We start from the raw sequence: 23,361 nt of genomic DNA, 5'->3' as shown, positions 1-23,361 counted from the left end.
CCTGCACCCTAGTGCTCGGCGCCGACCACACTCGGCCGACCTCAACTGATAAATTTAAGTTAACTTTTTGTAAGTTTTTATGGGAGAATGCAACCGCCTGACAACAGCTGAGAGGCCCGCGAACAAGGGCCTCGGCGCTTACCGGCCGATCAGCCAAAGCCGTGAGTGATTCAGGCAGCACGGTCTCGCGCGCCATCAGCGCCGGTCGCGTGGCGTGAACAAGCCAGGCGGTTTTCAGGGCTGGCCTTTGTCTTAACTGAGATTGGACGAACATGCTTTTGCAACCAGATGTGTGGGTGCGACTCCGCGCTTCCACGGCCGACAAAATGCCAGGCCAGTTGGTCGACGCGGTTCGCTGCGCACTGATGATCTATGAGCGCATTGGGCTGCGGGTTGTTTGTGCCGATTCCACCGATTGGGCGGCTTCGGTGGACACGCCACTCGACTGGCCACGCTCTGCCAGTGACGAACATGTCGCCTTCGTCATCGTCGGCGTCGTCCTGAACGGGCCGTCGATCGCCCAGTCACTCGCGGCAGACAAACCAGGCGCCTTGAGCCTGTTCGAAGAGGCAGCGGCGCACCTTCTCAAAGGTGGGATCGCCGTGAACGGGATGGCTTTCGGACGTCAAGAACAGATGACATCGGCGGACGACATTCGCGCATGGCTTTCGACACTGCGTCGCCCTCACCATGACCGCGCAAATCTCTACTCCCGCATGCTGGAGCAATCATGAAACCGATGTCGACCCACCGTTTTTTACCGCAAAACAGCACCTCAAATCAAACTCCGTACTGGTATCTGACAATGAAAAGCATTGGGGCCGCATGTGCGCGCTGACACGATGAAAGACCAGCTGATTGAAATTACTTGGTCGGAGGACGCAGTCGAGTTGTTGGACCTACGCACTGTTACAAACGCCGGCACATGGATTACTACGTACGAAAGCTGGAGCGGACCTGACAGCGTTCACTATCGCGTGTTCGCAATACAGCTGGGCGAAGGCGAGCAGACACGTTATGAGCTGCACTATCGGCGCGATGAGCAACTCTACAAAAAAGCGTTTGCGCGTGCGCGCTTCGGCCGATCGCTTATCTGGCGCGACGAGTCGAGCCAGGCACAAGCGGAGTGGTTAGATGATGAACCTAGTTCGGGTTTTGACGGGCTAGCAATCAAGGTCCGTCTCCTGTCGTACACGGGTGCCGCTGGATCACGCGCTACTGAGAACCGCAGCGGGAGCGGAGGACGGTTTCGTTCCGAACTGCTTGCTACGGTATCGCCAGAACACATTTGGTCGGCCGTGCAAGGGCTGCAGAGCGGAGATTCGAAACTTCACCCATTCGCAGAGTCTACTGATTTTGATCTGGTTTTAGATGACGGACAAAGGCTGCCACCCAAAGCGGTATTTGGTATCGCTCTGAGCAAGAAGCTTGAACTTCCCGTTGAACCTAAGCACTTTTCGGGCGGGGACGGCTCCCCATGCTTCCGAATCCTGCGCGCAGCCGGATTTAGGATCATTCGCAAGGATGAGCCAACGCCGGATAGCGAGCTGGACATCGAGGAAGGCGAATGGGAGGAAGGCCGGCAGGTCATTCGTTCGCACGTCGCCCGCGAGAGAGCGAGTGGCTTGGCAAAGGCAAAGAAAGCACAGTTCGTTCGCCTATACGGCGTGTTGAGATGCGAAGAATGTGGACTCGTTCCGACAGAACATTATTCGACTGCATTGGCCGAGTCTTGTATTGAAATCCACCACGCGGAAACGCTTGTCAGCGAGATGAGTACAGATCACAAAACGAAATTAGAAGACCTTCAGTGTCTCTGCGCGAACTGCCACCGCTTGATACACCGTCAGATGCGCGAGCGCAGACAACAAGAGCTTCTACTTGGCTAATCTGATCAACCGGCGAGGTGTTGAGGTGCGAAGCCGTTTAAGTCGGCTCGGCGAACGCCACTTGGCGCCATCAAACGTCTCGAGCAGGCTGTAGTATAAAAAACTTAAATGCGTCTAGCGAAAGCGTCCATGATGGTGCGGGTGCGAACTACAGTTTAGCTGTACTAGCTCATACTTGACCTGACACGCACTGTCAGATGAGTTAGTGTACTAAGAGGCGCTACGGGCGAAAAAAGCGACCGCAGAAGAACAAGGAAACCAATGATTTATCTCGACTGTTCGGATGTGCATTTTGCTTCGCAACTCGACGAGAAGCATCTGTTTAAGTGGGCGATGGAGATCCCCGGTGTCCTTCGATGGGAACAAGATACGTTGGTGGTCAGAACGAACTTGTCGCAGGCGTCCCTCAGAGACCTGTTAGCTTTGTTCAGTCGATACCAAATACCAATGACTCAACTCGCCCAGTTCCGAACGACTACGAATGAAGAGTGGTTTGCCGCACCGCAGACGTATTGGCACAGCCGTGTGTTCGGTTAGCCTGGGTGCTAACGGCGTGACTGTCCAAGGTCCTCAGTGTGTCGGTAGCGGTCTATCGCTGGTCGACTGCTTTCGGTTGCGGATTTTGCAGAACTGAAGAGGCCATGATTTTTGAACTGTTAGATTCAATTATTGATGCGGGGGCGGAGAAGCACGAGCTCATGCGATTTCGCGATCGGGGAACCAACTCGACGATGACAGGACTTAATTTTTTGGGACCGCCATGGGGATTTTGCTATTGTTTCTCGGGGTGTTTGGCGCGGTCTACCTAGCCGCGCACCTGGTTGGTCGCGCTTGGCCCGCGTTGGGTAATTTATTGCACAGCCAGAAGTCGTGGGTAAGCTTCTTCGTCTTCGCGTTGGCATGCTGGAAGCTTACAGGCGACTTGCACAATAATACTAAAGGCCTTTCACTTGGATTGTTCATCGTTGCGCTGGGCATCAGCTTTCTAGACAAGAAAAAGCGTTTCTAACTAAAAGACCGTATGCCCATGCAGTTTGCTCCTAGCATCTCCAGCGTTACGAGCTTCCGGCCCATCCCCGATCGCCGAAAGGCGGACGCCCACGTATCGATGATCGCGCGGCCCTAACCGGGATCCTATTTTCCTCAAGACTGGATACCGTGGGTGTACCTGCCGCGCGAACTCGACTGCCGGAGCGGCAGGACATGCTGGTATCGCCCTTATGAATGGATGCTGGCTGGCGTTTAGCGCGCTCACGAGGGTACTGCGAAGGCGCCGAGAGCATGACCATACAGGTATGCAGTCGACATATTTTCCAGAAGACTCTCGCTGAACCTTTATAGAAGTTTTGTCCAATGATGTAAAATTAATGGAATGCAATTGATTCCAAGAGAAATTGGACAACCGGAGATCATGACTATCTTCCGACCAGGTCGTATAAGGTAGATCTGCTCATCTGTAAGAGTCCTTCGTCAGGTCGACCCGAACTGCTGTTGTACCGGCGAGAAGACACAATAGCTGGAATTGTCAAATACAGGCTGCTGGGGAGGCTCGATTCCCTGCAACTTCATCTTCAACCTGCAACACAGGCTGCCGCTGGCACTCATCTGACATCATGGGATTTATCAAAGGCACCTTCAACGTTATCAGCAACGTCGCAACCCTTGGAGGCGCATATCGGTTGGAGGAGGCAAAGGCAGCTTACCAGACGAGCTATTCCGAACATGAAAAGCTTTGCAAGGAAACCCGGCGTTTCAAAAACGAGATTGATAGCAACGTCTGCGCGATTGGTGCGTCACTGACCGCGATCCGCCCTCTGTTGATAAAGTGCGGAAAAATTCTGAAGACGACGACACATAACGCGAACAGCATAGAATTCACCTATACCGTCAAAACCATCAGCAGCGTTGAAAAATTCCACAGTGATTTCAATGCCGCGATTGGCATCGGAGCGGGAACAGCCGCCGGCGGTTCGCTCGCGGTTGGTTCGTGGGCGCTTGTCGGTGCCCTCGGGTCGGCCGGAACTGGCGCCGCCATCTCCGGACTGTCAGGCGCAGCAGCCACCAATGCAACATTGGCCTGGCTGGGTGGCGGCACTCTGGCTGCGGGTGGTGCAGGTGTAAGTGGAGGCATGGCAGTACTGGGAGGCATAGTCGCAGTTCCACTTATTGCCATCGCCAGCTACAGCACCCACAAAAAAGCAAATGAAATCCACAAAGAAACGGTCAAGCTTGACCGGGTCATCTGTGAGCAGAAAAAACATCTACTTGCCCTTCCGGATGTGCTGGCCATGACCCACCAGAAAAAGCTTGAAATTACCCGGAGCTGCGACGACTTCAGCACTACAGCCACAAGGCTCATCAAGGTTATCCGCCCATTCGGGATTTTAAGCCTGCTCAGACAGAAAATCCTGAAACTGCTGCGTCGTGAACCCCTGACACCATCCCAGACTGAAGCGTTCGACCAGCTGAGCCGGCAGGTAGCCGGGTTCGTCGGCGCATTCCAGCATAGCGCCACAAAGGCCGGCCATGTACAGGTGCCGCTGCGAGTGACCTAACAGGAACATCTTGGCATTTCCCTGCTACGGTCTGCAGAGAGTAACGCTACACTTTTCTCTTGCCTCTTCATGGTGCTCTGTAGCGGGTTGATGCGAAGTATCCTGTCCTACCCGATCATTGCACCTAATCACACTGCCGGGCTCCTACTGCAGCATTCTAGGTATTCGCAGTTTGACTGCTTACCGAGCCGGCGGTCACCTATTCACATGCTACGTCGAGAATGGAAATTGTCAGATGTGTCAGTAAATGGTTGACTTAACAGAGTAGCTGCTCAATGACTGCTGTGGGTTGCGGATGCAGCCAGTCGGACGTCGTGTGTCAGGCCAAGTCTGAGCTAATCCCGTTTTAGCGCAGGGTTTGCCCATCCGCTGCTAAAGCAGCGTTCGACGCTTGCGCACATCGACGATCTCGACGTACCAGGACTGCGCTGTCGCCTTGCGCGTACCGGGATCGATCTCCATGCCGGCGATCGTCATCACCCCATCATCGATAAACAGCACCACGGCGTCATACAACTCCAGGATCGTCTCCGTCCCTGCCAGATTGCTCACCCGCGCTTTGCGCACCGTGCGCCGCAGCTCCCGATCATGCGTTTCATGCAGCGACAGGATGCCTTCGTGGCTTGGCGCGATAGACACCGCGCGATGGCGCGCCAACGGCCGCCCGCCGTCTTCATACAGCTTTGCCAGGATCACCCGCATCACGAGCCCTGATGCTCGAACAGCGACAGCGCGCGCCCACTGGCATCCACCGACGTCGCCGCTGCGCCGGAAGGCAGCGCAATCCGTTCCACGCCTGAAGAGGCTGTCGCAACACGTGGGCGCTCCGGCTCGTGCGGTGCGACGTCCTGGCGCCCTTCGCGCAAGCCCCCTACCGCCGGCAGCGGCAGATACAGCGGCGCATCGCGCTGCGGCCCGCGCCGCTTCACGAAGCCGATCTCGATCCCGCCCGCCACCGGCCGCAACGCCAGCCGCAGCGGGGCCGGCGACGCGTCCTGGCTTGCCGCCAGCGGACGCAACATGCAAAACAAGGTATGTCCACCCTGCGCCGCCAGATGCAATCGGCGAAGACTCTCGGGCCGCATGTGCGCAGCCCAGAACAGCAAGGCGCCGCAGCTCCCGCTTTTCAACACCTGCTCCGCGGCCCACAGCGCATCGGCACTGCTCTGGCTTTTGACCCACAACAGGCTGGACGGAGTCAACCCCATGCCCGCCAACCCGAGCGTCTGGGGCGCATGCGGCGGCTGCAGCAAGACGATGCGCCGTTCACCGCGCGCCCTCCCCCGATCGTTTGAACCCGACACCCTCACCAGGGCCGGCGCCAGCAGCCGCAGCTCGCCAATCCCCGCCTGCTGCACCAGCAAGTCGATCAGGCTCCCGGTCGGCCAGCCACCGCCCGGCAACTGGCGCGACAGCGTCGCATACCAAGTGTCCACGCACTGCTCACCGGCCCGCGCCAGCTGCGACGCGCGCCATAAGGCCGGATGCAGCGCCTCAGGGTCAAGCGCCCGTTCCGGCACAGGGCACGGTGCATGCTCCCGCGCAGGGTCAACGGCAACTGGCGCCCGCGTCGGCAGCACGTCGGCCACGCACTGCTCTGCTGGCGGAAATAATGGTAAAGAAACGGTCGACATCACGCGCTCGCACAGCTCACGACGCGCCAGCCGCGTACGATCGCACCACGCCGACCACCACGCCCCACACGAACGGCTCGGCATCAACGGCCAAGCGCGACGCCTCGCGGCCCGCCCGCTGCGAGCGCAACTCCATCCGGCCATTGAAGCGGAACAGGCGCGCAATCAGATAGCGCTCACCAATCAGCGCCACGACGATCTGGCCATGCTCGGCCACAAGCGAACGGTCGATTATCACCACGTCACCCGAAAGGATTCCCGCCCCTTCCATTGCGTCGTCATGCACCCTCAGCGCGTAAGACGACGCACGGTTGCGCATCACGCGGGCAGCTGTTCCAGGCATGTCGCCGCAATACGCTCCTGCAGCATCAGGTGCTGCCTGATGCGAAAAATCGTCCCCGTCGGGAGCGTAGCGGTCCTGCTGCGATGCTGCTCGCGGACCCAGCAATGGCGCGTTCCAATCATCCAGGGCAGATTCCGCGCCGGGTATAGCCGGGCAAATATTTCCGAGGTCATAGTCGAGCCGGCAACTGTCAAAGCCGCATGACGGCCCGCTGACCAGCACCGATTTCGCAGGCAGACCAATTAGGGCCACGGGATTCATGGGGAGCGGAACGGACATGGAGGTCTTGGCAAACTACTGTATAAAAACACAGTATAGCCACCGATAGCAAAACCGGAAAGAAATTTTTTCGGCCGGAGTTGCGACGTTTCGTGCTTTCGCGCGCGCCCCGGGATCGACAAAGGACGAGCAACTTAGTCCTCCGGCACCTATGGGGTCGCCCGCATTTGACCCCAGACGCCATCTCGCAGAAGCATTACCGCCTTGCAGTAGCACTGCGTGTTCGATTCGGCACGCGGTGCCCACCCTCGCCATGTGAGAAGCAATCAATCCACCCGACTATCAAGAATAATTGGGCTGGGCGACAGGAACAGCAGCAGGCTGTCATACAACCATCCCGCCATGAAAGCCCCAAAGCTGAACAGGCCTAAGCGCAGTAGCAGCGTGCTGTCCGGATGGATCAACGCGGCGATGCACAGTGCTCCCAGCGATGCCACCGCGCAGAAATTCGTGATTGGCAGTACCAGCATCCTCAGCCACAGCAAGGGGAAGAATGCCAGGACGCGAACCAATACCAGCAGGACTCCCGCGGCTGCCAGCACGACGATGCCGGTAGCCCGCAGGACCCGGTATGCATCGGTGTCGGTCAGCTTATCCATGCGGTCCCCTCGGCGACGATAATCATATTCATGCGATGACTGTATATTTATACAGCCTCGGGACGTTGAGCTATCTCAAGCATATAGGTCCGGCAAGGACGCTCCGACGGCTCCTCGTTTTCGGCAGCTTACCGACTGCTTCTCGAACCAGTTGCCCGAAGTACATCCTGGTTCAAAAATTTTCGCCCTCGATCTGACAATTCGTAAACACAGGCGTGCCCGCGAGAGGACAAGCCATATAAAATGGCAGCCAATGTTGAGCTAATGACCACGTCCAATCCTCTAAAGCAACTTTTTTTCTCAGTCGGTTTTTCAGCCGCGAGAAGCCGGAGCGTGTTGATAATGCGTATTTTTCAATTATCGAAAACATACGCTTATTAGTGTCATTGTAGGGTTAGCCGGCACATCCATCAGCCATCGGTGGGGTGTCGAGCAGTCATTCGGATGGCCTGCTGGATTTGACATAGGTCGCGAACATGGACACCCTCGCCCTGGGAACCGAATGCTTCAACGACGTCGATCGCCGCGTGATGGCCGCCATCGTCAAAGTCGAGTCCGGTGGCCATCCGTTCAGCATCGGCGTCGTCAACGGCGCCCTCCAACGCCAGCCGCGCAGCAAGGCCGAGGCGGTCGCAACCGCGCGCGCCCTGGCAGACGCGGGTTGGAACTTTTCACTCGGTACCAGCCAGGTCAACCGCTACAACCTGGCCCGCATGAACCTCGACTACGAAACCGCCTTTAATCCCTGCGCCAATTTACGCGCCGGCTCGCGCATCTTCCAGGAGTGCCACGACCGCGCCCGCGCCCGCTTCCCTGCCCCGACCCAGGCCCTCGCGGCGGCCCTGTCGTGCTACTACAGCGGAAATTTCCGCCGCGGCCTGGTTCCCGATGAAAAGGGCAAGCCGAGCTATGTCGCGAAAGTGCTCGCTGCCCTGACGGCGGTACCGCATGCCTCGGGGGCAGTCCCCGAAGCGCTGCCGATCCCAGTTCGAACCACACCTGGACGAAAGCCACGTCCGCAGCGCGCGCCTTTATCTCCCGCCGAAAACGCGACACCATCGACTGAAGAAGGTGCGATAGCCAGCGCGCGGAATGGCCGCCAAGCAGAACGTTTTGAATTAGCCGATCCCTTCGATGGCTACGCGGCCAGCCATGAACAGGCGCGCAGTGTTGATGGCTACGCGGCACGACCCTCACCGCAAAGCCTCCCGCGACACGCGGAGAACAGGCGCGAATAAGAATCCCAATTTGATTTAAGTAAAGCCCATCGGGATCAACGCCAGGCCCGCCAACTACCAGCGGATTTATCCGCACGTCAGGCTCCGTTGGAAAGAGGAAAAGCCCATCCTGATCAAGCAGTAGATAGCACCACGCGTCTGGATCAGTGCCAACTGGCTCCTGGGGCACGTAGATCGCAATGACCAATCCGTCGATTCGCTAACAATTTATTTGAGAGGCAATCATGAGCAGGACGACAGCAGCTAAGCCCACCACCGCGCACCGTGCCGATCCGTTCCGGCTCGGTTTGGCGCTGACCTTTGTCATCGTCTTCTGCTGCAGCGCCGAACCGGCGTTCGCCCAATCCAATCCCGTGCAAAACATGCTCAATGGTGTCATCGGGTTCCTCAACTCCGGCGTCATGCGCTCGCTCGCCATCCTGGCCGTCATCGCTGCAGGCATTGCCGCCTACCTGGGCAGAATCACCTGGGGTACCGGCGGCATGCTGATGGGCGGCCTGATCCTGACCTTCGGCGCAGCCTCCCTGGTCGACCAGTTTTCCGGCTTTGTAAGCTAGGGGTGCGCGATGCTCACCACCGACACGCTGTTCGTCGGTGTCACCCGCCCCACCATGGTGGCTGGCGTGACGCTGCCGGCATTCCTGCTCAACACGATGCTCAGCAGCATCGTGTTCCTGGCAGCGAACAATATCTTGTACCTGAGCGTCTGCATTCCGATACATGCCGTCGCCTACCTGGTCTGCCTGAACGAACCGCGCGCCTTTGAACTGCTGTTCCTGTGGGCCGCGACCAAGGGACGCAACCTGAACCGCAGGCTGTGGCGCAGCAGCAGCTACAGCCCGCTGGAGCCGTTCCGTGCCAAGGCCAGGGCCCGCGCCGGGGACCAGCCATGATCACCCACAAGCTCAAGGACCGCAAGGCCATGCGGGCCGAGCTGCCGCTGTCGGTCAATATTCCGTTCGCCGCCCACATCGCGCGCACCACCATCAAGAACCATTCCGGCGACTTCGTGCGCGTATTCCGGCTGGCCGGCATCGCCCACGACAGCGCGGACGACCAGGACATCAATGTCTGGCACGAGCAGCTCGGCTATCTGCTGCGCACCATCGCCAGTCCCCACCTGGCAGTCTGGTCGCACATCGTGCGCCGCATCGAGCAGACCTACCCCGTCGGCGACTACGCACCCGGCTTCGCCAGCCGCCTGAACAGCAAATACCGCGACCACTGCCTGTCCGGCGCCAGCATGCTGGTCAACGAACTGTATATCACCCTGGTCTACCGTCCCGCCGCCAACCGGGTCGACCGCTTTTTCGGTCGCTTCGAAAAACTCAGCCGCGAATCGCTGCTAAACGAGCAGCTGGCCGGTCTGGCCGCCCTCGACGAACTGGAAGACACCGTCAAGGTCGCCCTGCAGCGTTATGACGCCGAAGTACTCGGCGTGTACCAGCATCGCGGCCGCGCCTACTCCGAACTGCTCGAATTCTTCGGTTTCCTGGTCAATGGGGAATGGCAGCCCATGCCACTGCCCCAGGGCGACCTGCGCAGCTTCATCGCCACCAGCCGTCCCTTCTTCGGCACCGAGTCGCTCGCCTACAAGGCGCCGGCGGGAACACGCTACGGCGCAATCCTCGGCATCAAGGAATACCCGGCCATCACCGGCCCCGGGATGCTCGACGCCCTGATGGCCGAACCATACGAATTCATCCTCACCCAGTCCTTCGTCTTCATGAACAAGCAGGAAGCGCAGCGCCTGCTGGAACGCCAGCGCGCGGTGATGATCAATGCCGGCGACCTGGCCGCCTCCCAGATCGACGAGCTCGAACTGGCCATGGATGACCTGATCTCCAACCGTTTCGTGTTCGGCCGCTACCACTTCACCCTGCAGCTGCTGGCCGCGTCGGCCAGCGCGCTGCGCGACTGCGTCGGCCAGGCCAGGACGGTATTGAGCGATACCGGCATGGTGGTCGCGCGCGAGGACAGCGCCAACGAAGCGGCCTACTGGGCCCAGCTGCCCGGCAACTTCGAATTCCGCACCAGGCCCGCGCCGCTCACCTCGCGCAACTTCGCCGGCCTGTCCGCCTTCCACAACTACCCGACCGGCAAGCGCGAACGCAACCACTGGGGCCCTGCCGTCACGCTGCTGCGCACCGCCTCGGGCGGCCCGCTGTACTTCAATTTTCACCGCTTCGATGTCGGCAACACGACCATCATCGGCCCGACCGGTTCGGGCAAGACCGCCACCCAGAATTTCATGATCTCCCAGTTGCAGAAATTCGATCCGACCATCGTGTTCATCGACCTGAACGCCGGCGCCCGCATCTACATCTGCGCCATGCGCGGGCGCTACCAGTCCCTGACCAACGGCATCGCCACCGGCTGGAATCCGCTGCAGCTCGAACCCACCGCGGCCAACCTGGAATTCATCGAAGCCTGGCTGCGCAACCTCGCGCGCGCCCGCGACGGCGCGGGCCGCGCCATCCCCCTGAACAGCCAGGAAGACGGCGCGATCAGCAAGGCCGTCGCCGGCGTGATGGAACTGCCGCGCGCGCAGCGGCGCCTGACCCAGGTGCTCAGCTTCCTCGACGTCACCGACACCGACGGCATCTACTACCGCATCGCGCGCTGGTCCGCCGGCCACCAGCTCGGCTGGGTGTTCGACAACGCCACCGACAGCCTCGATTTCAATGCCTGCAAGATGTTCGGCTTCGACATGACCGAACTGCTCGACAACGATGAGGTGCGCACCAACGCCCTGTTCTACCTGATGTACCGGATCGACTGCGCGATGGACGGCCGCCGTTTCGTCTGCTTCATGGATGAATTCTGGCGCCTCCTTCAAGACGCGGTCTTTGAAGACTTCGCCAACCGCAAGCTCAAGACCATCCGCAAGCAAAACGGCTTTCTGGTGTTCGGCACCCAGTCCGCCAAAGACACCCTGCGCTCGCCGATAGCCCACACGATCATCGAGCAGTGCCCAACGCTGATTTTGATGCCCAACCCAAAAGCCACCCACGAGGACTATGTCGACGGCCTGCATTGCTCCGAACGCGAGTTCGACATCGTCAAGACACTGCCCGAAGGCTCGCGCCAGTTCCTCGTCAAGCAAGGGCACAACTCCGTCATCGCCGAATTGAATCTGCGAGGCTTCGACGACGAACTGGCCGTTCTGTCCGGCACCACCGCCAACAACGCGCTGCTCGACCAGCTGCTCGCGCAGGTCGGTACCGATCCCGATATCTGGCTCCCGCTGTTCCACCAAAGGAGAACTCCGTCATGAAACACGCCGCGATACTTGTGACGTGCGCCGCCCTGCTGGCGGCGCCGTCACTCCGGGCCATGCCCGTCTACGACGCCGCCAACCATGCGACCGTCAAGCTCAACCAGGCATCGAACTACGCCCAGTTTGTCCAGCAGGTCACCCAGCTCAAACTGCAGCTGGATGAGGCCAAGCGCATGTACAACGCGATGAACGGCGTGCGCGGCATGGGCAGCCTGATCAACAACCCGGCGGCCCGCCACTATCTGCCGAAGTCGGCATCGGGCCTCTACAATCTGAGCCAGGGGGCCGGGCGTACACAAGGCCTGTCCGGCTCGCTGGAAGCGATCCGGCGCGCCGCGCAGATCATGACCCCGGCCCAGGCCGCCACGCCGCAGACCGCGCGCATGCTCGACCGACAGCAGACCCAGATCGCGACGATGCAGGCCACCGCCGAAGCCTCCTACAACGCCGCAGGCGCCCGTTTCGACACCCTGCAAACCCTGGTCAACCGGGTCGATCTCGCGCAGGACCCCAAGGCGGCCGCCGATCTCGCCAACCGCATCAATGCCGAAAACGCGATGCTGCAGAACGAGATGATCAAGCTGAATATGCTGGCCATGATCCAAAGTGCCCAGGAAAAGCAATTGAAACAACAAGCGCGCGAAACGATGGCGAAAGTGGGGCCAGGCAAACCAGTGTATGTATCCGGGTACTAATTTCGAGGGGCTTACTCATGAAATCCATAATTTTAGGGTTCATCGCAACCATGTTTCTCATCGCGTGCGAACCGACTCGCGATGTCGCTTTTTATCGCGACAATCCCGAGGAGCGTGAGGCAAAGCTACAAGTGTGCCAATCAAATCCAGGAGGGCTAGGCAATGATCGGGAGTGTATAAGTGCTTGGAATGCCTTAGAAGTTAAGCCTGTTTCCTATTGGCGAGCTCATCGCGCTGAGAGGGGCGTCATCACGAGTATCTGCCGAGATCACAAAGCTACGTTTAAAAATTCGCCAAATTGCGAGAACGCCCTCGCCGCGCAAGCGGCCGTCATGGGTGGTGGAAAACCAGTGTATATACCGCTTAAAAAATAGCAGGGACATGAATCATGCAGCCGGCATACTTCTTCCTCCGAAATATTTTCGAAACGGTTGATGCTGCCGTAGCTGAGTATATCCAGGCGACTGCTGGAAACGTTGTAGAGGCGCTGACACCTGTGGCGAATCAAATGCTAACCCTCTACATCATTTTATGGGGCTTCGCAATGTACCGCGGTCTCATTCAGGAGCCCGTACTTGATGCGGCGTTCAGACTGATGAAGGTGGCCATCATCATGAACCTCGCAATAAGCGTGGGTTCGTATTCAGACTTGATCGCCAACAATCTGTTTGCCCTTCCAGAGTATTTCGTCGGCCTTCTAGGGAATGGTGGAACGACGGAAGATTCAAAAGCGACTCTAGACAGCGTTTTTTCCGATGCGATGTACGCGAGTCAGTCGGTCTACGAGAAGGCAGACATTTTCGATAACCCAGGCGCATTTTTAGTTGCGGCAATAATTTGGCTTTCCGCGCTATTAAGCGTTGGCTACGCTGCGTTCTTAATTATCCTCGCAAAGGTCATGATTGCAGTGCTCTTGGGAATCGGCCCGATTTTTGTCATCTGTCTTATGTTCGACAGTACGAAAAAGTTCTTCGAAGCTTGGCTCGGACTCGCACTTAACTACGCCCTCATCTCTGCGTTATGTATCGCGGTAATCAAATTTATGTTTGGTATGTTCGCCGATGCTGCAAGGGGCGCGCTTGACGCATCAAGAACCGACGAATTTGGTATCGCGTCGATCGCGTCCTTGCTGCTTATGGCAGTCGTTAGCCTCTTATGTCTCATGCAGGTCCAGAACCTTGCTTCATCGCTCGCTGGGGGCATTGCGATTTCAACGATGGGCGCCATCAACTGGGCCACCGACAAACTGAAATCGGCTGCAGGCGCGATGCGACCCAGCAATATGCAGAAGGCCTTCCAAGGCGCCAAAAAGGATGCCCAGGCGCTCAGGGCCGGTGGTCGAATGGCGGCGGCACCCGTCGTGTGGGCAGCGCGAAAAATGCGCGGCAACACCAACTCCATCAGCAAGAACTAACCCGACCGTTGCACTTCGCGCCACTGACCTCAAAGGACATGCACATGAAACTTCTCATCGTCAGCCTGGTGCTCACCTGGCTTTCCGCATGCGCTTCGGCCAACAAACTGGCGACATGCGATGGCGCCAACAAGCGTCCCATCAACCAGCAGCAAAGCGCGGCGCTCGCCTCAAGCACCCAAGCCAGCCGCGGCGCGGAGTAACATCATGGAACCGGTCAGGCAAGATGACGGCAGCGAGTACTTTCGCCAGGCCGCGTCCTGGGACACCGACCATGTGCTGCGCACCAAGCAATCAGAAAAGCGCGCATGGCTGGTTGCCAGTGCTGCGGGGGTGATCGCGCTGCTCAGTGTCAGCGCCAATCTCATGCTGTTCCCGCTCAAGCAGGTGGAGCATCGCATCATCCGTGTCGACGAGACCAACGGTCTTGTCGATGTGCAGCGCACGACGCTCAGCGACGCGACGACCACCTACAAGGAAGTCACCGACAAATACTGGCTACGCCTGTACGTCCGCAACCGCGAGCACTACCAGTACGATCAATACGAGCACACCTATCGGACGGTGGGTCTGCTGAGTTCCGCGCAGGAACAGAAGAAGGTTTATGCCTTCTACCGCCCCGACAATCCCGCTTCGCCCATCCACCAGTACGGATCGAAGGTCCGGGTCAATGTGAAGATCCGTTCGGTGACCTTCATCGGCAAGAACCTCGCCAATGTCCACTTCACCAAGATCGCCGAACAGCCCGGGGCGCCGTCGGTCGAGAGCTACTGGATCGCCACGGTCCCGTACCGCTACGTCAACGAGCCCGTCTCGGACGACCTGCGTGAAATCAACCCGCTCGGGTTCCAGGTGCTTGACGGCTACCGCACTGATCCCGAAACCGGCGTGACCCGGGCCAGCGAGGCAGCCAAATGAAAGCGCTCCTGCTGGCCGTGGCGCTGCTTCTGCCGGCCGGCGCGGCACTGTCACTGACCACCCCCAAGCCGGGCAAGCACGATCCGCGCGTGCGCTACGTCGACTACAACCCGGCCGACGTGGTCAAGCTGGTCGCTCATTTCGGCTACCAGATCGACATCGTTCTGGCCGAAGGAGAAAGTGTGCTCCCGCGCGGGATCTTCATGGGCGACAAGGATGCCTGGACCTTCGCCACCCAGGGCAACCACGTGCTGGTCAAACCAAAGGAGGAGAACGGCCGCACCAATATGACCATCCTCACCAACCGCCGCGCCTACAGCTTCGACCTGAGCTCGCACTGGCGCAAGAGCGGCCGCAGCGACCGACGCGACATGTATTACCAGGTCAACTTCCGCTACCCGCGCGAAGACGCCGCCCGCTCGTCCCAGTCCGCGCTGCGCCTGGCCGAGCAGCAGCGCCTGGCCGAGCGCCTTGGCCAGTCCCACCCGACCGTCAACACGAACTACCACGTCCAGGGCTCCGCCGACCTCGCCCCCGACGAGGCCAGCGACGACGGCACCTTCACCAGGCTGACCTTCAAGGGCAACCGCGACATACCCGCCATCTTCATCATCAATGCCGACGGCAGCGAGAGCCTGGTCAACCGCACTGTCGAAGGCAAGACGGTTGTCATCCACGCCCTCGCACGCAAATTCATCCTGCGCAAGGGAGGTGCGGTCGCCTGCGTGTTCAATGAATCGTTCGATCCGGTCGGCCGCGGACACCCTGCGGGCGCCACCATGCCGGGTGTGCAGCGCGCCGTCAAAAGGAACCCGTCATGACCTTCGATCGTATTAAGCGGATGTTCGCGCACCGCGCGCTAGGCGGCAGGGATGCGCCTGAGCGCGAGGCGGTCGCATCGGCCGACCGCGAAATACCGTCCGTGAACGCTCCCAGGCGCGGCAGCAAGGTGACCAGCGCGCTCGCTCTGGCATTCATCGCGTGCATGGGCCTGTATCTGATCTACCAGCTCAATACCGGCGCCACGCGCCAGGAAAAAATCGCCAAGAAAAAGGAAGCCGACGTCGCCAGGGCCAATACCATCGGCGGCGCGCTCCCCGCGATCATGGTCCCGCCCCTGCCCGCCGAACGGCCCATCAACACGCCCGATGACGCCGATGCCACCGGCGTCCATCTGGTCGGCGGCATGCTCGACGCGCCCGATCGCCCTCCGCCACCGGAGGATACGCTCCAGGCACCAGCGACCGGAACCACCCCGGCCGCCGCCCCGCCGCCACTGACGCCGCAGCAAGTCGCCCGGCTGCGCAAGCAGCGCGGCGCGTTAACCGTGGAGCTGGAGGGAGATACCGCGATAGCGCGCACCGCGATCCCGGAAATGGGCGCAATGAATCTTCCCTTCACCGCTGGCGCGGCCGAATCCGGCATGCCGTTGCAGCTCGCCTCGAACACGGCGACGAGTGGCCAGTCGCAGTCCGGCGACGAACTCCATGCCAGCCTGCAGCCCACCATCACCCGCGCCACCCAGGCCGCCATGCTTCCCGATCCCAGCTACCTCATCACCAAGGGCGCCTCCATGGATTGCGTGCTCGAGACCCGCATCGATTCCACGGTCCCGGGGATGACCAGCTGCGTGCTGAGCCGGCCGATGTACTCGTCCAACCGCAAGCTGGTCCTGCTCGACGCCGGCAGCAAGATCGTCGGTCAGTACGCGGGCGGCCTGAAACAGGGACAGGCCAGGATTTTCGTCCTGTGGACCCGGATCGAGACCCCGCAGGGCATCGTCATCCAGCTCGATTCGCCCGGCACCGACGCCCTTGGCGCGGGCGGATTGAACGGCTACGTTGACACCCACTTCTGGCAGCGCTTCGGCGGCGCCATCCTGCTCAGCCTGATCGACGACGCCCTCACCATCGCCGCCGACCGGTCCGACAGCGCCAGCACCACGATCAACCTGAGCACCACCCAGGCCGCGGCCCAGAACATGGCCACCGAAGCCCTCAAGGGCAGCATCAACATCCCGCCCACCCTGCGCAAGAACCATGGCGACCAGATCAATGTCTTCGTCGCCCGCGATCTCGATTTCCGGAGTGTGTATGACATCCGCGCCCAATAGGCTGGCTGCCGTGCCTGGCGACGACGCGTCGCTGCGCGCCGACCTCGCGCTCAATCACTTTCTGGCGCCGCTGCAGACCTTCCTCGCGCTGCCCGGCACCACCGAAGTGTGCATCAACAAGCCAGGCCAGGTCGTCGTTCAGCGCGAGGGCATCCATGGCTGGTTGTTCCACGACGCGCCACAGCTGGACTTCACCTACTGCGAACGGTTGGCACAGCTGATCGCCACCTACTCGGCCCAGCGCCTCGACGAAAAGCATCCGATGCTGTCGGCCACCCTGCCCGGCGGCCAGCGCTGCCGCATCGTGCGCCCGCCGGCCACGCTCCCGGGCACCATCAGCTTTACCATCCGCCAGCCTTCCAGCGTCTTTCTGACCCTCGACGCGTACGAGCAGCAAGGCGCGTTCGCCGCCGTCGTCGACCAGCCGCGGCAGCTCAGCGCCGATGAAGCCGCGCTGCTGGATTTAAAGCGCCAGCGGCGCTACCGCGACTTCATCGACCTGGCCGTTCAGAGCCGCCAGAACATCATCGTCAGCGGCGCCACCGGCTCCGGCAAGACCACCTTCGCGCGCGCCATCGTCGCCCGCATTCCCGCGCACGAACGCCTGCTCAGCATTGAAAACGTCGACGAACTCAAGCTGCGGGCGACCCACGACAACAGCGTGGCGCTGTTCTACAGCGGCGACGGCCAGGGCCTGTCGGAAGCGACGCCGCAGTCGCTGATGCAAAGCAGCCTGCGCCAGAAGCCTGATCGCGTCTTCCTGGCCGAGCTTATCAGCGGCAACGAAGCCTACTATTTCATGGACACCGTCAGCAGCGGGCACCCTGGCAGCATCACCACCATGCACGCGGAAAGCCCACGGCTGTGCATCGAGCGCCTGATTTCGCTGATCCGGCGCAGCGACGACGGTCGCACCATGAGCACCGCCGATATCCGCGCGATGGTCCATCTGTGCATCGACATCGTCATCCAGTTCAAGGTCGTGCAGGGGCGCCGCGTCGTCACCGAGATCTACTATGAACCAGAACACAAAAAATCCCTTATGGCTTAAGCGCCTGCTGGCCGGCACCGCGCTGTGCACGGTCGCCGCGCTGTGGAACTATCTGGCCGGCGCCGCCGTGCTGCACCTGTTGCGGCGCGATCCCGCCGAAGCAGGCATGCTGACGGTGTACCAGTACTGGTTCCATTACGGCGACCTCGCCCCTGTCCGCAACAAGCTGTTCATTGCCGCAGCCTTCAGCTTCGTCGCGATCGCCCTGCCCCTCTTCCTCGTACTCAAGCCGCGCGCCAGGAAACAGCATGGCGATGCGCGCTTTGCCAGCAGGCGCGAAATGCGCAAGGCAGGCCTGATGGGCAGTGACGGCGTGATCGTCGGGCAGGTCGGCGACACCTTGCTGATGTACGGCGGCGACGCCCATGCCGTCGTCGACGCCGAATCGCGCTCCGGCAAGGGCGTCGCGGTTTGCGTGCCCAATGCCCTGAACTACCGGGACAGCCTGGTCGTCAACGATCCCAAGAACGAACTGCACGACCTGACCTCGGGCTACCGCGCCAGGTACGGCCAGCAATGCTACCTGTTCAATCCCGCCGCCCTCGACTACCGCTCGCACCGCTGGAATCCGCTCGCCTACATCAGCGACGACCCGAACTTCCGCATCAACGACATCCAGAAGATCGCCAATTTCATCTTCCCCGACATCGAGGGCCAGGACCCGATCTGGAGTTCCTCGGCCAGGTCGCTGATGCTGGGCACCGTCCTCTACCTGCTCGAAACACCGGGCCAGCCGGTCACCATGGCGGCGGTACTGCGCTGCGTGACCCAGCAGGAAGAAGCGGGCAAATTCTTCAAGCGCGTCATGGCCGAGCGCATTGCGGCCGGCAATCCCCTCTCGGGCGTGTGCATGGCCGCCCTGAACGACTTCATCAGCACCGCCGAGAACACCCGCACCTCGATCCGCAAGACGTTCTCGTCACGCTTCGAACCCTTTTACAATCCGCTGGTGGACGCGGCGACGTCCGCCAACGATTTCGATTTCCGCGACCTGCGCCGCCAGCGCATGTCGATCTATGTCGGCATCCAGCCAGGCGACCTCGACCGCTTCGGCCCCCTCCTGAACCTGTTCTGGCAGCAGCTCATCGACTGCAATACGGGCGAAACGCCCAACAAGGACAAGCGCCTGAAATTCAAGGTCCTGCTGCTGCTCGACGAGCTGACCGCCTGCGGCCGCATCCAGGCCCTGCTCAAGGGCGTCGCCTATCTGGCCGGATATGGCGTCAAGGTGCTGGCGATCTACCACTCCGAGTCGCAACTGGCCGAAGTCTACGGCGAACGCGGCGCGCGCGCCTTCGCCGGCAACCTCGGCGTGCACATCATGTTCAGCCCCCCGCAGGACGACCCCGAGCGCGCCGACAAGATCGCCTCCATGCTGGGCGACCGGACCTGGAAAGTCACCACCACCGGCAGAACCACAGGCCAGCCAGGCCGCACGATCAACAAGTCCGAGCAGGCCCGGCCCCTGATGCTGCCGCAGGAAATCCGCCAGATCGGCATGTGGCAGCAATTCCTGTTCATGGCCCACCTGTTACCGGTGCTGTGCAAGAAAGTCCAGTACTACACCATGCCCGTGTTCATGGACCGGCTCAAGGAAATCTCCCCCTCGCTGGCCGCCCTTGGCAAGGCCTTGCCGACCAAGGCGCAGTTGGAGAAAGCTGCCGGGCGCGGCGAACTGCGGGCCCCGGTGCCGCTGCTGGAAGTGACCCACCCCACCTACAGCTTTTCCACCCCGCAACCCGACATCAGCGACGGCACGGCCAGGCGAACCATCGAGCGGGTGCTGAACGCGAACGACATCGACCGGGTCGCCACCCTGCCCGCCGATGCCTTCAGTTGCGACTTCAGCGATATCCAGATTCCAGGCGACAAACCCACCGACGCCGAGCTGCAAGCCGGCGTCAATGAACTGCTGTCGCGCTTCGGCATGGCGGCATAGGAGAACGACATGGCACAGGCTACACCGGACCAGCAGCGCTTCCTGCTCGACGACCGCATCGTCACCCAGGTGCGTTACGCGCTGACCTACGAACGCGCCGCCGAACCAGGCGCTGCGAAAGACCAGCGCAGCGCGATCGCCACGGCCGACTTGCGCTTTTACCGCGGACGCAAGGAAGTCGCCGCATTTTCGGGCCTTACCGCCCCCGAAGTCGACACCCTGGTCGGCCAGGCCAACCGGCAGAAGATGGAACAAGGAATCGGGCGGGGCAAACGCAATCAACCCGAACACGGCATCGCCGGCAAGCTCGAAGGCGCCGACCTGATATCGGTCCAGAGTCATAGCACCAGCGTGGCAGCCAAGGCACGGAACAAAGCGGCCGCGAGTACGCGTGGGACCGACAAGGCGCCCGTCCCGACAGCCATGCCTGCCACGCCAGACCCAGTAGCCCGCGCCGACGAAAGCGCCGGCTACCAACTAAAGCACTACGACGAATTCGGACCAGTGGTGCGCGAGCACGACGATCTGAACGATGCGATCGCGGCGTTCCGCCTGAGCGAATTGGCATCCATGCCCGCCCTCGTGCGCGGCCAGACCAGCCTGATGGACCGCGATCCGGATAGCGGGCAGCTGCGCTTCCACGACGACGCCGTGCGCGCCGCCTTCGAACAGCACGCGCAGCAAGACAGTAAGACAATGAGCCCATCCGCGGCGATTGACGAGCCCGCAACGCCGGCGGCGACCAGCGCCATGTCCAGCGCTGACCGCGAACGCTTGAGCGCCCTGGTCATCCGCATGCAGGCCGCCCTCGACCAGCAACAAGCGCGCTCGTTCACCGATACGTCCAACTGGGTCCGCCAGGACGCCGAGGCCCTGCAGGAGATTTCCGCGGAGCGAAGGCATCTGGCCAGAATGGTGATGGTCACCGCCGCACGGCGCCACCCTGACTACCGCGCCGCGCTGTCGCGTCAACACCCAGATGCCGCGCTGGAAGTCGAGAGCGATATCCACGCCGCCGAACTTGACGAGCGCCTGCAGTCGCTCAAGCGTGAACCGGCAACCGCGACCGCGGGCGCGCAACCGCGCCAGACCAGGCAGCCGGGAATGGAAATCAACAGCATCGCGCGCGACGACGCACGCGTCCAGCAGGCAAGCCCCGCTGATAAGGCGCGCGCCAGGCCGACGCGCGGCGTGGGCCGGCAGGTCGATCTGGATAAATTGAAGCATCGGCTGCCTCCCGCTCTAGCTGCCGTCGCCACCAACGTTCCCGAGCCAGCCGACAAGCCCACGCTGCGCATCCCAAGGGAGATCGAAGAGGCCTATCTGCGGGTCGGCAACAAGTTCCACTACCCGCAAAAGCCGACCTTGCAGGCATTCGAAGATAAGGGGACACGGCTGGAGACCAAGTCCAGCAGCGCGCGCATCGTTTCCGACCTGGTCAAGATTGCCAGTGCGCGCGAATGGGACGGCATCAGAGTGAACGGCAGCGACGCCTTTCGCCAGAAAGTCTGGCTCGAGGCGACCCTGCAGGGTATCGCCGTCAAAGGCTACAGGCCATCCGAGGTGGACCTGGCGCTGCTCGCCCAGCGTGATCGCCGGACCCTGGCCAACAGCGTCGAGCGCGACGCGGCGCGCGCCCAGGCGCAGGCGCAAACTGCGCGCGGGCTTGCCCCCGACCATCATGGCAAAGACACAGCGCACGAAGACCAAGTCAAGGCGCGCCTGGCCGGCACCCTGCTTGAGCACGGCAAGGCCCGTTTCAATTTCGACCAAGCCGAGCCGTTGAACTACTACGTGAAATTGCGCGACACGGCCGGCAAAGAGCGCACCACCTGGGGCGTGGGACTGGAATCGGCCATCAAGGACAGCCAGGCTCGGATCGGCCAGCATATCGAGCTGACAAACCTCGGCAAGCAGCCGGTATCGGTCAGCGCAAATCTGCGCGATGACGCGGGAAAGGTCATCGGAAAACAGACGCGGGCGGCCCACCGAAACCAATGGGAAATCAAGGCAGACAGTTTCCGCAGCGAAGAGCCCAGGCAGGCGATGAAGGCCCATCCAGACCTGGTCGGCGCCTACGCCATCCTGCGCGCGGCCCAGGTGGTCGCCGATCAGAACTTTCAGTCACGCGAAGATCGGGAGCGCTTCATGACGCTGGCGAAAGAAACCCTGGCACGCCAGATGGCCGAGCGCCAGGGCGTTCCGGCAGTGCGGATTCGCGAGCAGGCCAGCGAGGTGCGCCAGGAGCACGGTAAGGAAAGGACCATCGGCCGTTGATGGAGCAACGATCTCAGTCGCGTCGCGTGGACCCACTCCCAGCGAGCGCGCCTTAAATGCACGGGTTCCACCTGGTCGATTACGCCGCGGTCGCCCCCCTCCACCGCCCCTGCCCACGCCGCTCATGCCGTGTCTACCATCTTAATGCCAAGGCCAGCTCGTGGCTGGCGATGGCACTACAGTGGGTGGATTTTCCTGGATTTCTCGGCCGCTTCAACCGAGATTGAGCTACCCTCGGCGTGCTTCTTCACGTCCTTTCCACCGATCCAGTTCCATCCGCCGCCACTTTGAATGTGCCAGGTCCAGCGGATAATCTCACCGTACGTCCATTCCGGCCGACCAGTTCACTCGCTACATCAGCGGCCCAGGCGTCGAAATTGGTTGCTTTGTTCATGGTTCGTTTTTCCTTAGATGGCGATGCCGCCGCCTCGCAGCTGCCGCACACCAGGAGCTACCTCACCAGGCATCGGCCCTGATTTTTTAGCCAACGCAAGATCTTGAAGGCCCATATCGTGAAACGTAGCCAACGCCTTGTCGCCACGCTGGATCGCCTTTCTGAGTAATCGTTTCTTGCTCTTAATTTTTTTGGCCAGCACACTTGCTTTGGTTTTTGAGATCGTCATATTTTCCTTGACCACTAGAGGTTTTTGACAGCGGCAGTCAAGTCGGTGATACCACCCGGCGCCGTCGCGGTAAATCCTCCGCTTCCGCCGTCAATGGTGTAACCGACTTCTGCGACAAAGTCGTAGGAGAATCCTGTGGCGCGTGCGATCTCAGCCCACATATAGACCTTAATAGGCTCTGTTTGCGCCTGAAGCATTTCGTTGATCTTCCGCTCAAGTTCCGCAACATTACGATTGTGATCCAGTGCCTTCTGTTGCTTATGTGGGTCTCGACCACGATAGGTATCGCGCCGAATATGAATTGGATAGGAAACCATTTTGTCCTTGTTTGCCGGCACTCCACGGACCCTTTCAATGCCTTAACCCCGTCGACCGGGGCGCAAGGTGTTGCTGGGTATTTTCCGTGCGTTTAAAGTTTTTGCCAGCGGGTGAACTGAAGTCGTTCTAAGCTCAACGGTTTGAAGGCACGAGGCCCGACGTCGTCATACGTTACGCAGAACAGGGTACTCTCGGC

At 60.7% G+C, this 23,361-nt stretch carries 25 protein-coding genes and 1 pseudogene; 20 read left to right on the top strand and 6 right to left on the bottom strand.

What is annotated here, in order from left to right:
- Positions 1 to 272 precede the first annotated feature (272 nt).
- The 6 genes and pseudogenes from I4X03_RS07820 to I4X03_RS07795 all read left to right on the top strand — a co-directional run bounded on the left by I4X03_RS07820 (position 273) and on the right by I4X03_RS07795 (position 4,444).
- On the top strand, positions 273 to 734 hold the full coding sequence (locus I4X03_RS07820) for a hypothetical protein (protein WP_223467664.1): 462 nt from the start codon (positions 273 to 275) through the stop codon (positions 732 to 734).
- 108 nt (positions 735 to 842) lie between these two features.
- Positions 843 to 1,889 (top strand): HNH endonuclease, encoded by a 1,047-nt coding sequence (locus I4X03_RS07815; RefSeq protein WP_223467663.1) that lies wholly within the window; start codon positions 843 to 845, stop codon positions 1,887 to 1,889.
- A gap of 261 nt (positions 1,890 to 2,150) precedes the next feature.
- Positions 2,151 to 2,426 carry a hypothetical protein gene (locus I4X03_RS07810; RefSeq protein WP_223467662.1) on the top strand — a complete coding sequence of 92 codons (276 nt, stop codon included), beginning with the start codon at positions 2,151 to 2,153 and terminating at the stop codon, positions 2,424 to 2,426.
- A gap of 223 nt (positions 2,427 to 2,649) precedes the next feature.
- Positions 2,650 to 2,898: a hypothetical protein gene (locus I4X03_RS07805; RefSeq protein ID WP_223467661.1), complete on the top strand. Its 249-nt coding sequence runs from the start codon at positions 2,650 to 2,652 to the stop codon at positions 2,896 to 2,898.
- A 65-nt stretch (positions 2,899 to 2,963) separates the two neighbouring features.
- Positions 2,964 to 3,132 (top strand): annotated as a pseudogene (locus I4X03_RS07800) (transposase); the annotation flags it as partial.
- 370 nt (positions 3,133 to 3,502) lie between these two features.
- Positions 3,503 to 4,444, top strand: a complete 942-nt coding sequence (locus tag I4X03_RS07795; RefSeq protein ID WP_223467660.1) for a hypothetical protein — start codon at positions 3,503 to 3,505, stop codon at positions 4,442 to 4,444.
- A gap of 372 nt (positions 4,445 to 4,816) precedes the next feature.
- Here the strand turns inward: I4X03_RS07795 and I4X03_RS07790 are convergent, their stop codons facing one another.
- From I4X03_RS07790 to I4X03_RS07775, 4 genes are all read right to left on the bottom strand, one after another.
- The gene (locus I4X03_RS07790) at positions 4,817 to 5,146 is read right to left on the bottom strand and encodes a hypothetical protein (protein WP_223467659.1); all 330 of its coding nucleotides are present in this window, start codon (positions 5,144 to 5,146) and stop codon (positions 4,817 to 4,819) included.
- Positions 5,146 to 5,964, bottom strand: a complete 819-nt coding sequence (imuA, locus tag I4X03_RS07785) for a translesion DNA synthesis-associated protein ImuA (RefSeq protein WP_223468099.1) — start codon at positions 5,962 to 5,964, stop codon at positions 5,146 to 5,148. The genes I4X03_RS07790 and imuA overlap by 1 nt, the downstream gene beginning before the upstream one ends.
- 130 nt (positions 5,965 to 6,094) lie before the next feature.
- Positions 6,095 to 6,700: a LexA family protein gene (locus tag I4X03_RS07780; protein ID WP_223467658.1), complete on the bottom strand. Its 606-nt coding sequence runs from the start codon at positions 6,698 to 6,700 to the stop codon at positions 6,095 to 6,097.
- 266 nt (positions 6,701 to 6,966) lie between these two features.
- On the bottom strand, positions 6,967 to 7,299 hold the full coding sequence (locus I4X03_RS07775) for a hypothetical protein (RefSeq protein ID WP_223467657.1): 333 nt from the start codon (positions 7,297 to 7,299) through the stop codon (positions 6,967 to 6,969).
- 476 nt (positions 7,300 to 7,775) lie between these two features.
- On the opposite strand from I4X03_RS07775, the gene I4X03_RS07770 reads away from it, so the two are divergent.
- From I4X03_RS07770 to I4X03_RS07705, 14 genes are all read left to right on the top strand, one after another.
- Positions 7,776 to 8,537 carry a lytic transglycosylase domain-containing protein gene (locus I4X03_RS07770; protein ID WP_223467656.1) on the top strand — a complete coding sequence of 254 codons (762 nt, stop codon included), beginning with the start codon at positions 7,776 to 7,778 and terminating at the stop codon, positions 8,535 to 8,537.
- Between the two features lie 224 nt (positions 8,538 to 8,761).
- Entirely contained in the window at positions 8,762 to 9,094 is a 333-nt protein-coding gene (locus tag I4X03_RS07765) for a TrbC/VirB2 family protein (RefSeq protein ID WP_223467655.1), read from the top strand.
- A 9-nt stretch (positions 9,095 to 9,103) separates the two neighbouring features.
- Positions 9,104 to 9,430 (top strand): VirB3 family type IV secretion system protein, encoded by a 327-nt coding sequence (locus I4X03_RS07760; protein WP_223467654.1) that lies wholly within the window; start codon positions 9,104 to 9,106, stop codon positions 9,428 to 9,430.
- Positions 9,427 to 11,814: a VirB4 family type IV secretion/conjugal transfer ATPase gene (locus I4X03_RS07755; RefSeq protein ID WP_223467653.1), complete on the top strand. Its 2,388-nt coding sequence runs from the start codon at positions 9,427 to 9,429 to the stop codon at positions 11,812 to 11,814. The genes I4X03_RS07760 and I4X03_RS07755 overlap by 4 nt, the downstream gene beginning before the upstream one ends.
- Positions 11,811 to 12,512 carry a P-type DNA transfer protein VirB5 gene (virB5, locus tag I4X03_RS07750; protein WP_223467652.1) on the top strand — a complete coding sequence of 234 codons (702 nt, stop codon included), beginning with the start codon at positions 11,811 to 11,813 and terminating at the stop codon, positions 12,510 to 12,512. The genes I4X03_RS07755 and virB5 overlap by 4 nt, the downstream gene beginning before the upstream one ends.
- 17 nt (positions 12,513 to 12,529) lie before the next feature.
- Positions 12,530 to 12,886 (top strand): EexN family lipoprotein, encoded by a 357-nt coding sequence (locus I4X03_RS23300; RefSeq protein WP_223467651.1) that lies wholly within the window; start codon positions 12,530 to 12,532, stop codon positions 12,884 to 12,886.
- A 14-nt stretch (positions 12,887 to 12,900) separates the two neighbouring features.
- A complete protein-coding gene (locus I4X03_RS07740; protein ID WP_223467650.1) occupies positions 12,901 to 13,926 on the top strand; it encodes a TrbL/VirB6 family protein in 1,026 nt (341 codons plus the stop codon).
- Between the two features lie 44 nt (positions 13,927 to 13,970).
- The gene (locus I4X03_RS07735) at positions 13,971 to 14,129 is read left to right on the top strand and encodes a hypothetical protein (protein WP_223467649.1); all 159 of its coding nucleotides are present in this window, start codon (positions 13,971 to 13,973) and stop codon (positions 14,127 to 14,129) included.
- A 4-nt stretch (positions 14,130 to 14,133) separates the two neighbouring features.
- Complete coding sequence (locus tag I4X03_RS07730) at positions 14,134 to 14,844, top strand: VirB8 family type IV secretion system protein (protein ID WP_223467648.1); 711 nt, start codon at positions 14,134 to 14,136, stop codon at positions 14,842 to 14,844.
- Positions 14,841 to 15,665, top strand: coding sequence for a P-type conjugative transfer protein VirB9 (gene virB9 / locus I4X03_RS07725; RefSeq protein ID WP_223467647.1), 825 nt, complete (start codon positions 14,841 to 14,843; stop codon positions 15,663 to 15,665). The genes I4X03_RS07730 and virB9 overlap by 4 nt, the downstream gene beginning before the upstream one ends.
- Positions 15,662 to 16,957, top strand: coding sequence for a type IV secretion system protein VirB10 (gene virB10 / locus I4X03_RS07720; RefSeq protein WP_223467646.1), 1,296 nt, complete (start codon positions 15,662 to 15,664; stop codon positions 16,955 to 16,957). The genes virB9 and virB10 overlap by 4 nt, the downstream gene beginning before the upstream one ends.
- Positions 16,938 to 18,008 carry a P-type DNA transfer ATPase VirB11 gene (gene virB11, locus I4X03_RS07715; RefSeq protein WP_223467645.1) on the top strand — a complete coding sequence of 357 codons (1,071 nt, stop codon included), beginning with the start codon at positions 16,938 to 16,940 and terminating at the stop codon, positions 18,006 to 18,008. Before virB10 ends, virB11 begins: the two co-directional genes overlap by 20 nt.
- Positions 17,974 to 19,947 (top strand): type IV secretory system conjugative DNA transfer family protein, encoded by a 1,974-nt coding sequence (locus I4X03_RS07710; protein WP_223467644.1) that lies wholly within the window; start codon positions 17,974 to 17,976, stop codon positions 19,945 to 19,947. The genes virB11 and I4X03_RS07710 overlap by 35 nt, the downstream gene beginning before the upstream one ends.
- Positions 19,948 to 19,956: 9 nt before the next feature.
- A complete protein-coding gene (locus I4X03_RS07705; protein ID WP_223467643.1) occupies positions 19,957 to 22,224 on the top strand; it encodes an LPD7 domain-containing protein in 2,268 nt (755 codons plus the stop codon).
- Positions 22,225 to 22,631: 407 nt separating this feature from the next.
- On the opposite strand, the gene I4X03_RS07700 is transcribed toward I4X03_RS07705, so the two are convergent.
- Positions 22,632 to 22,847 carry a hypothetical protein gene (locus tag I4X03_RS07700; protein WP_223467642.1) on the bottom strand — a complete coding sequence of 72 codons (216 nt, stop codon included), beginning with the start codon at positions 22,845 to 22,847 and terminating at the stop codon, positions 22,632 to 22,634.
- Positions 22,848 to 22,861: 14 nt separating this feature from the next.
- On the bottom strand, positions 22,862 to 23,164 hold the full coding sequence (locus tag I4X03_RS07695; protein ID WP_223467641.1) for a hypothetical protein: 303 nt from the start codon (positions 23,162 to 23,164) through the stop codon (positions 22,862 to 22,864).
- Positions 23,165 to 23,361: the final 197 nt, after the last annotated feature.

It is taken from the genome of Massilia soli (assembly GCF_016809835.1).
Lineage (GTDB): Bacteria > Pseudomonadota > Gammaproteobacteria > Burkholderiales > Burkholderiaceae_D > Telluria_A > Telluria_A soli.
This window is presented reverse-complemented; position numbering and strand designations above follow the sequence as displayed.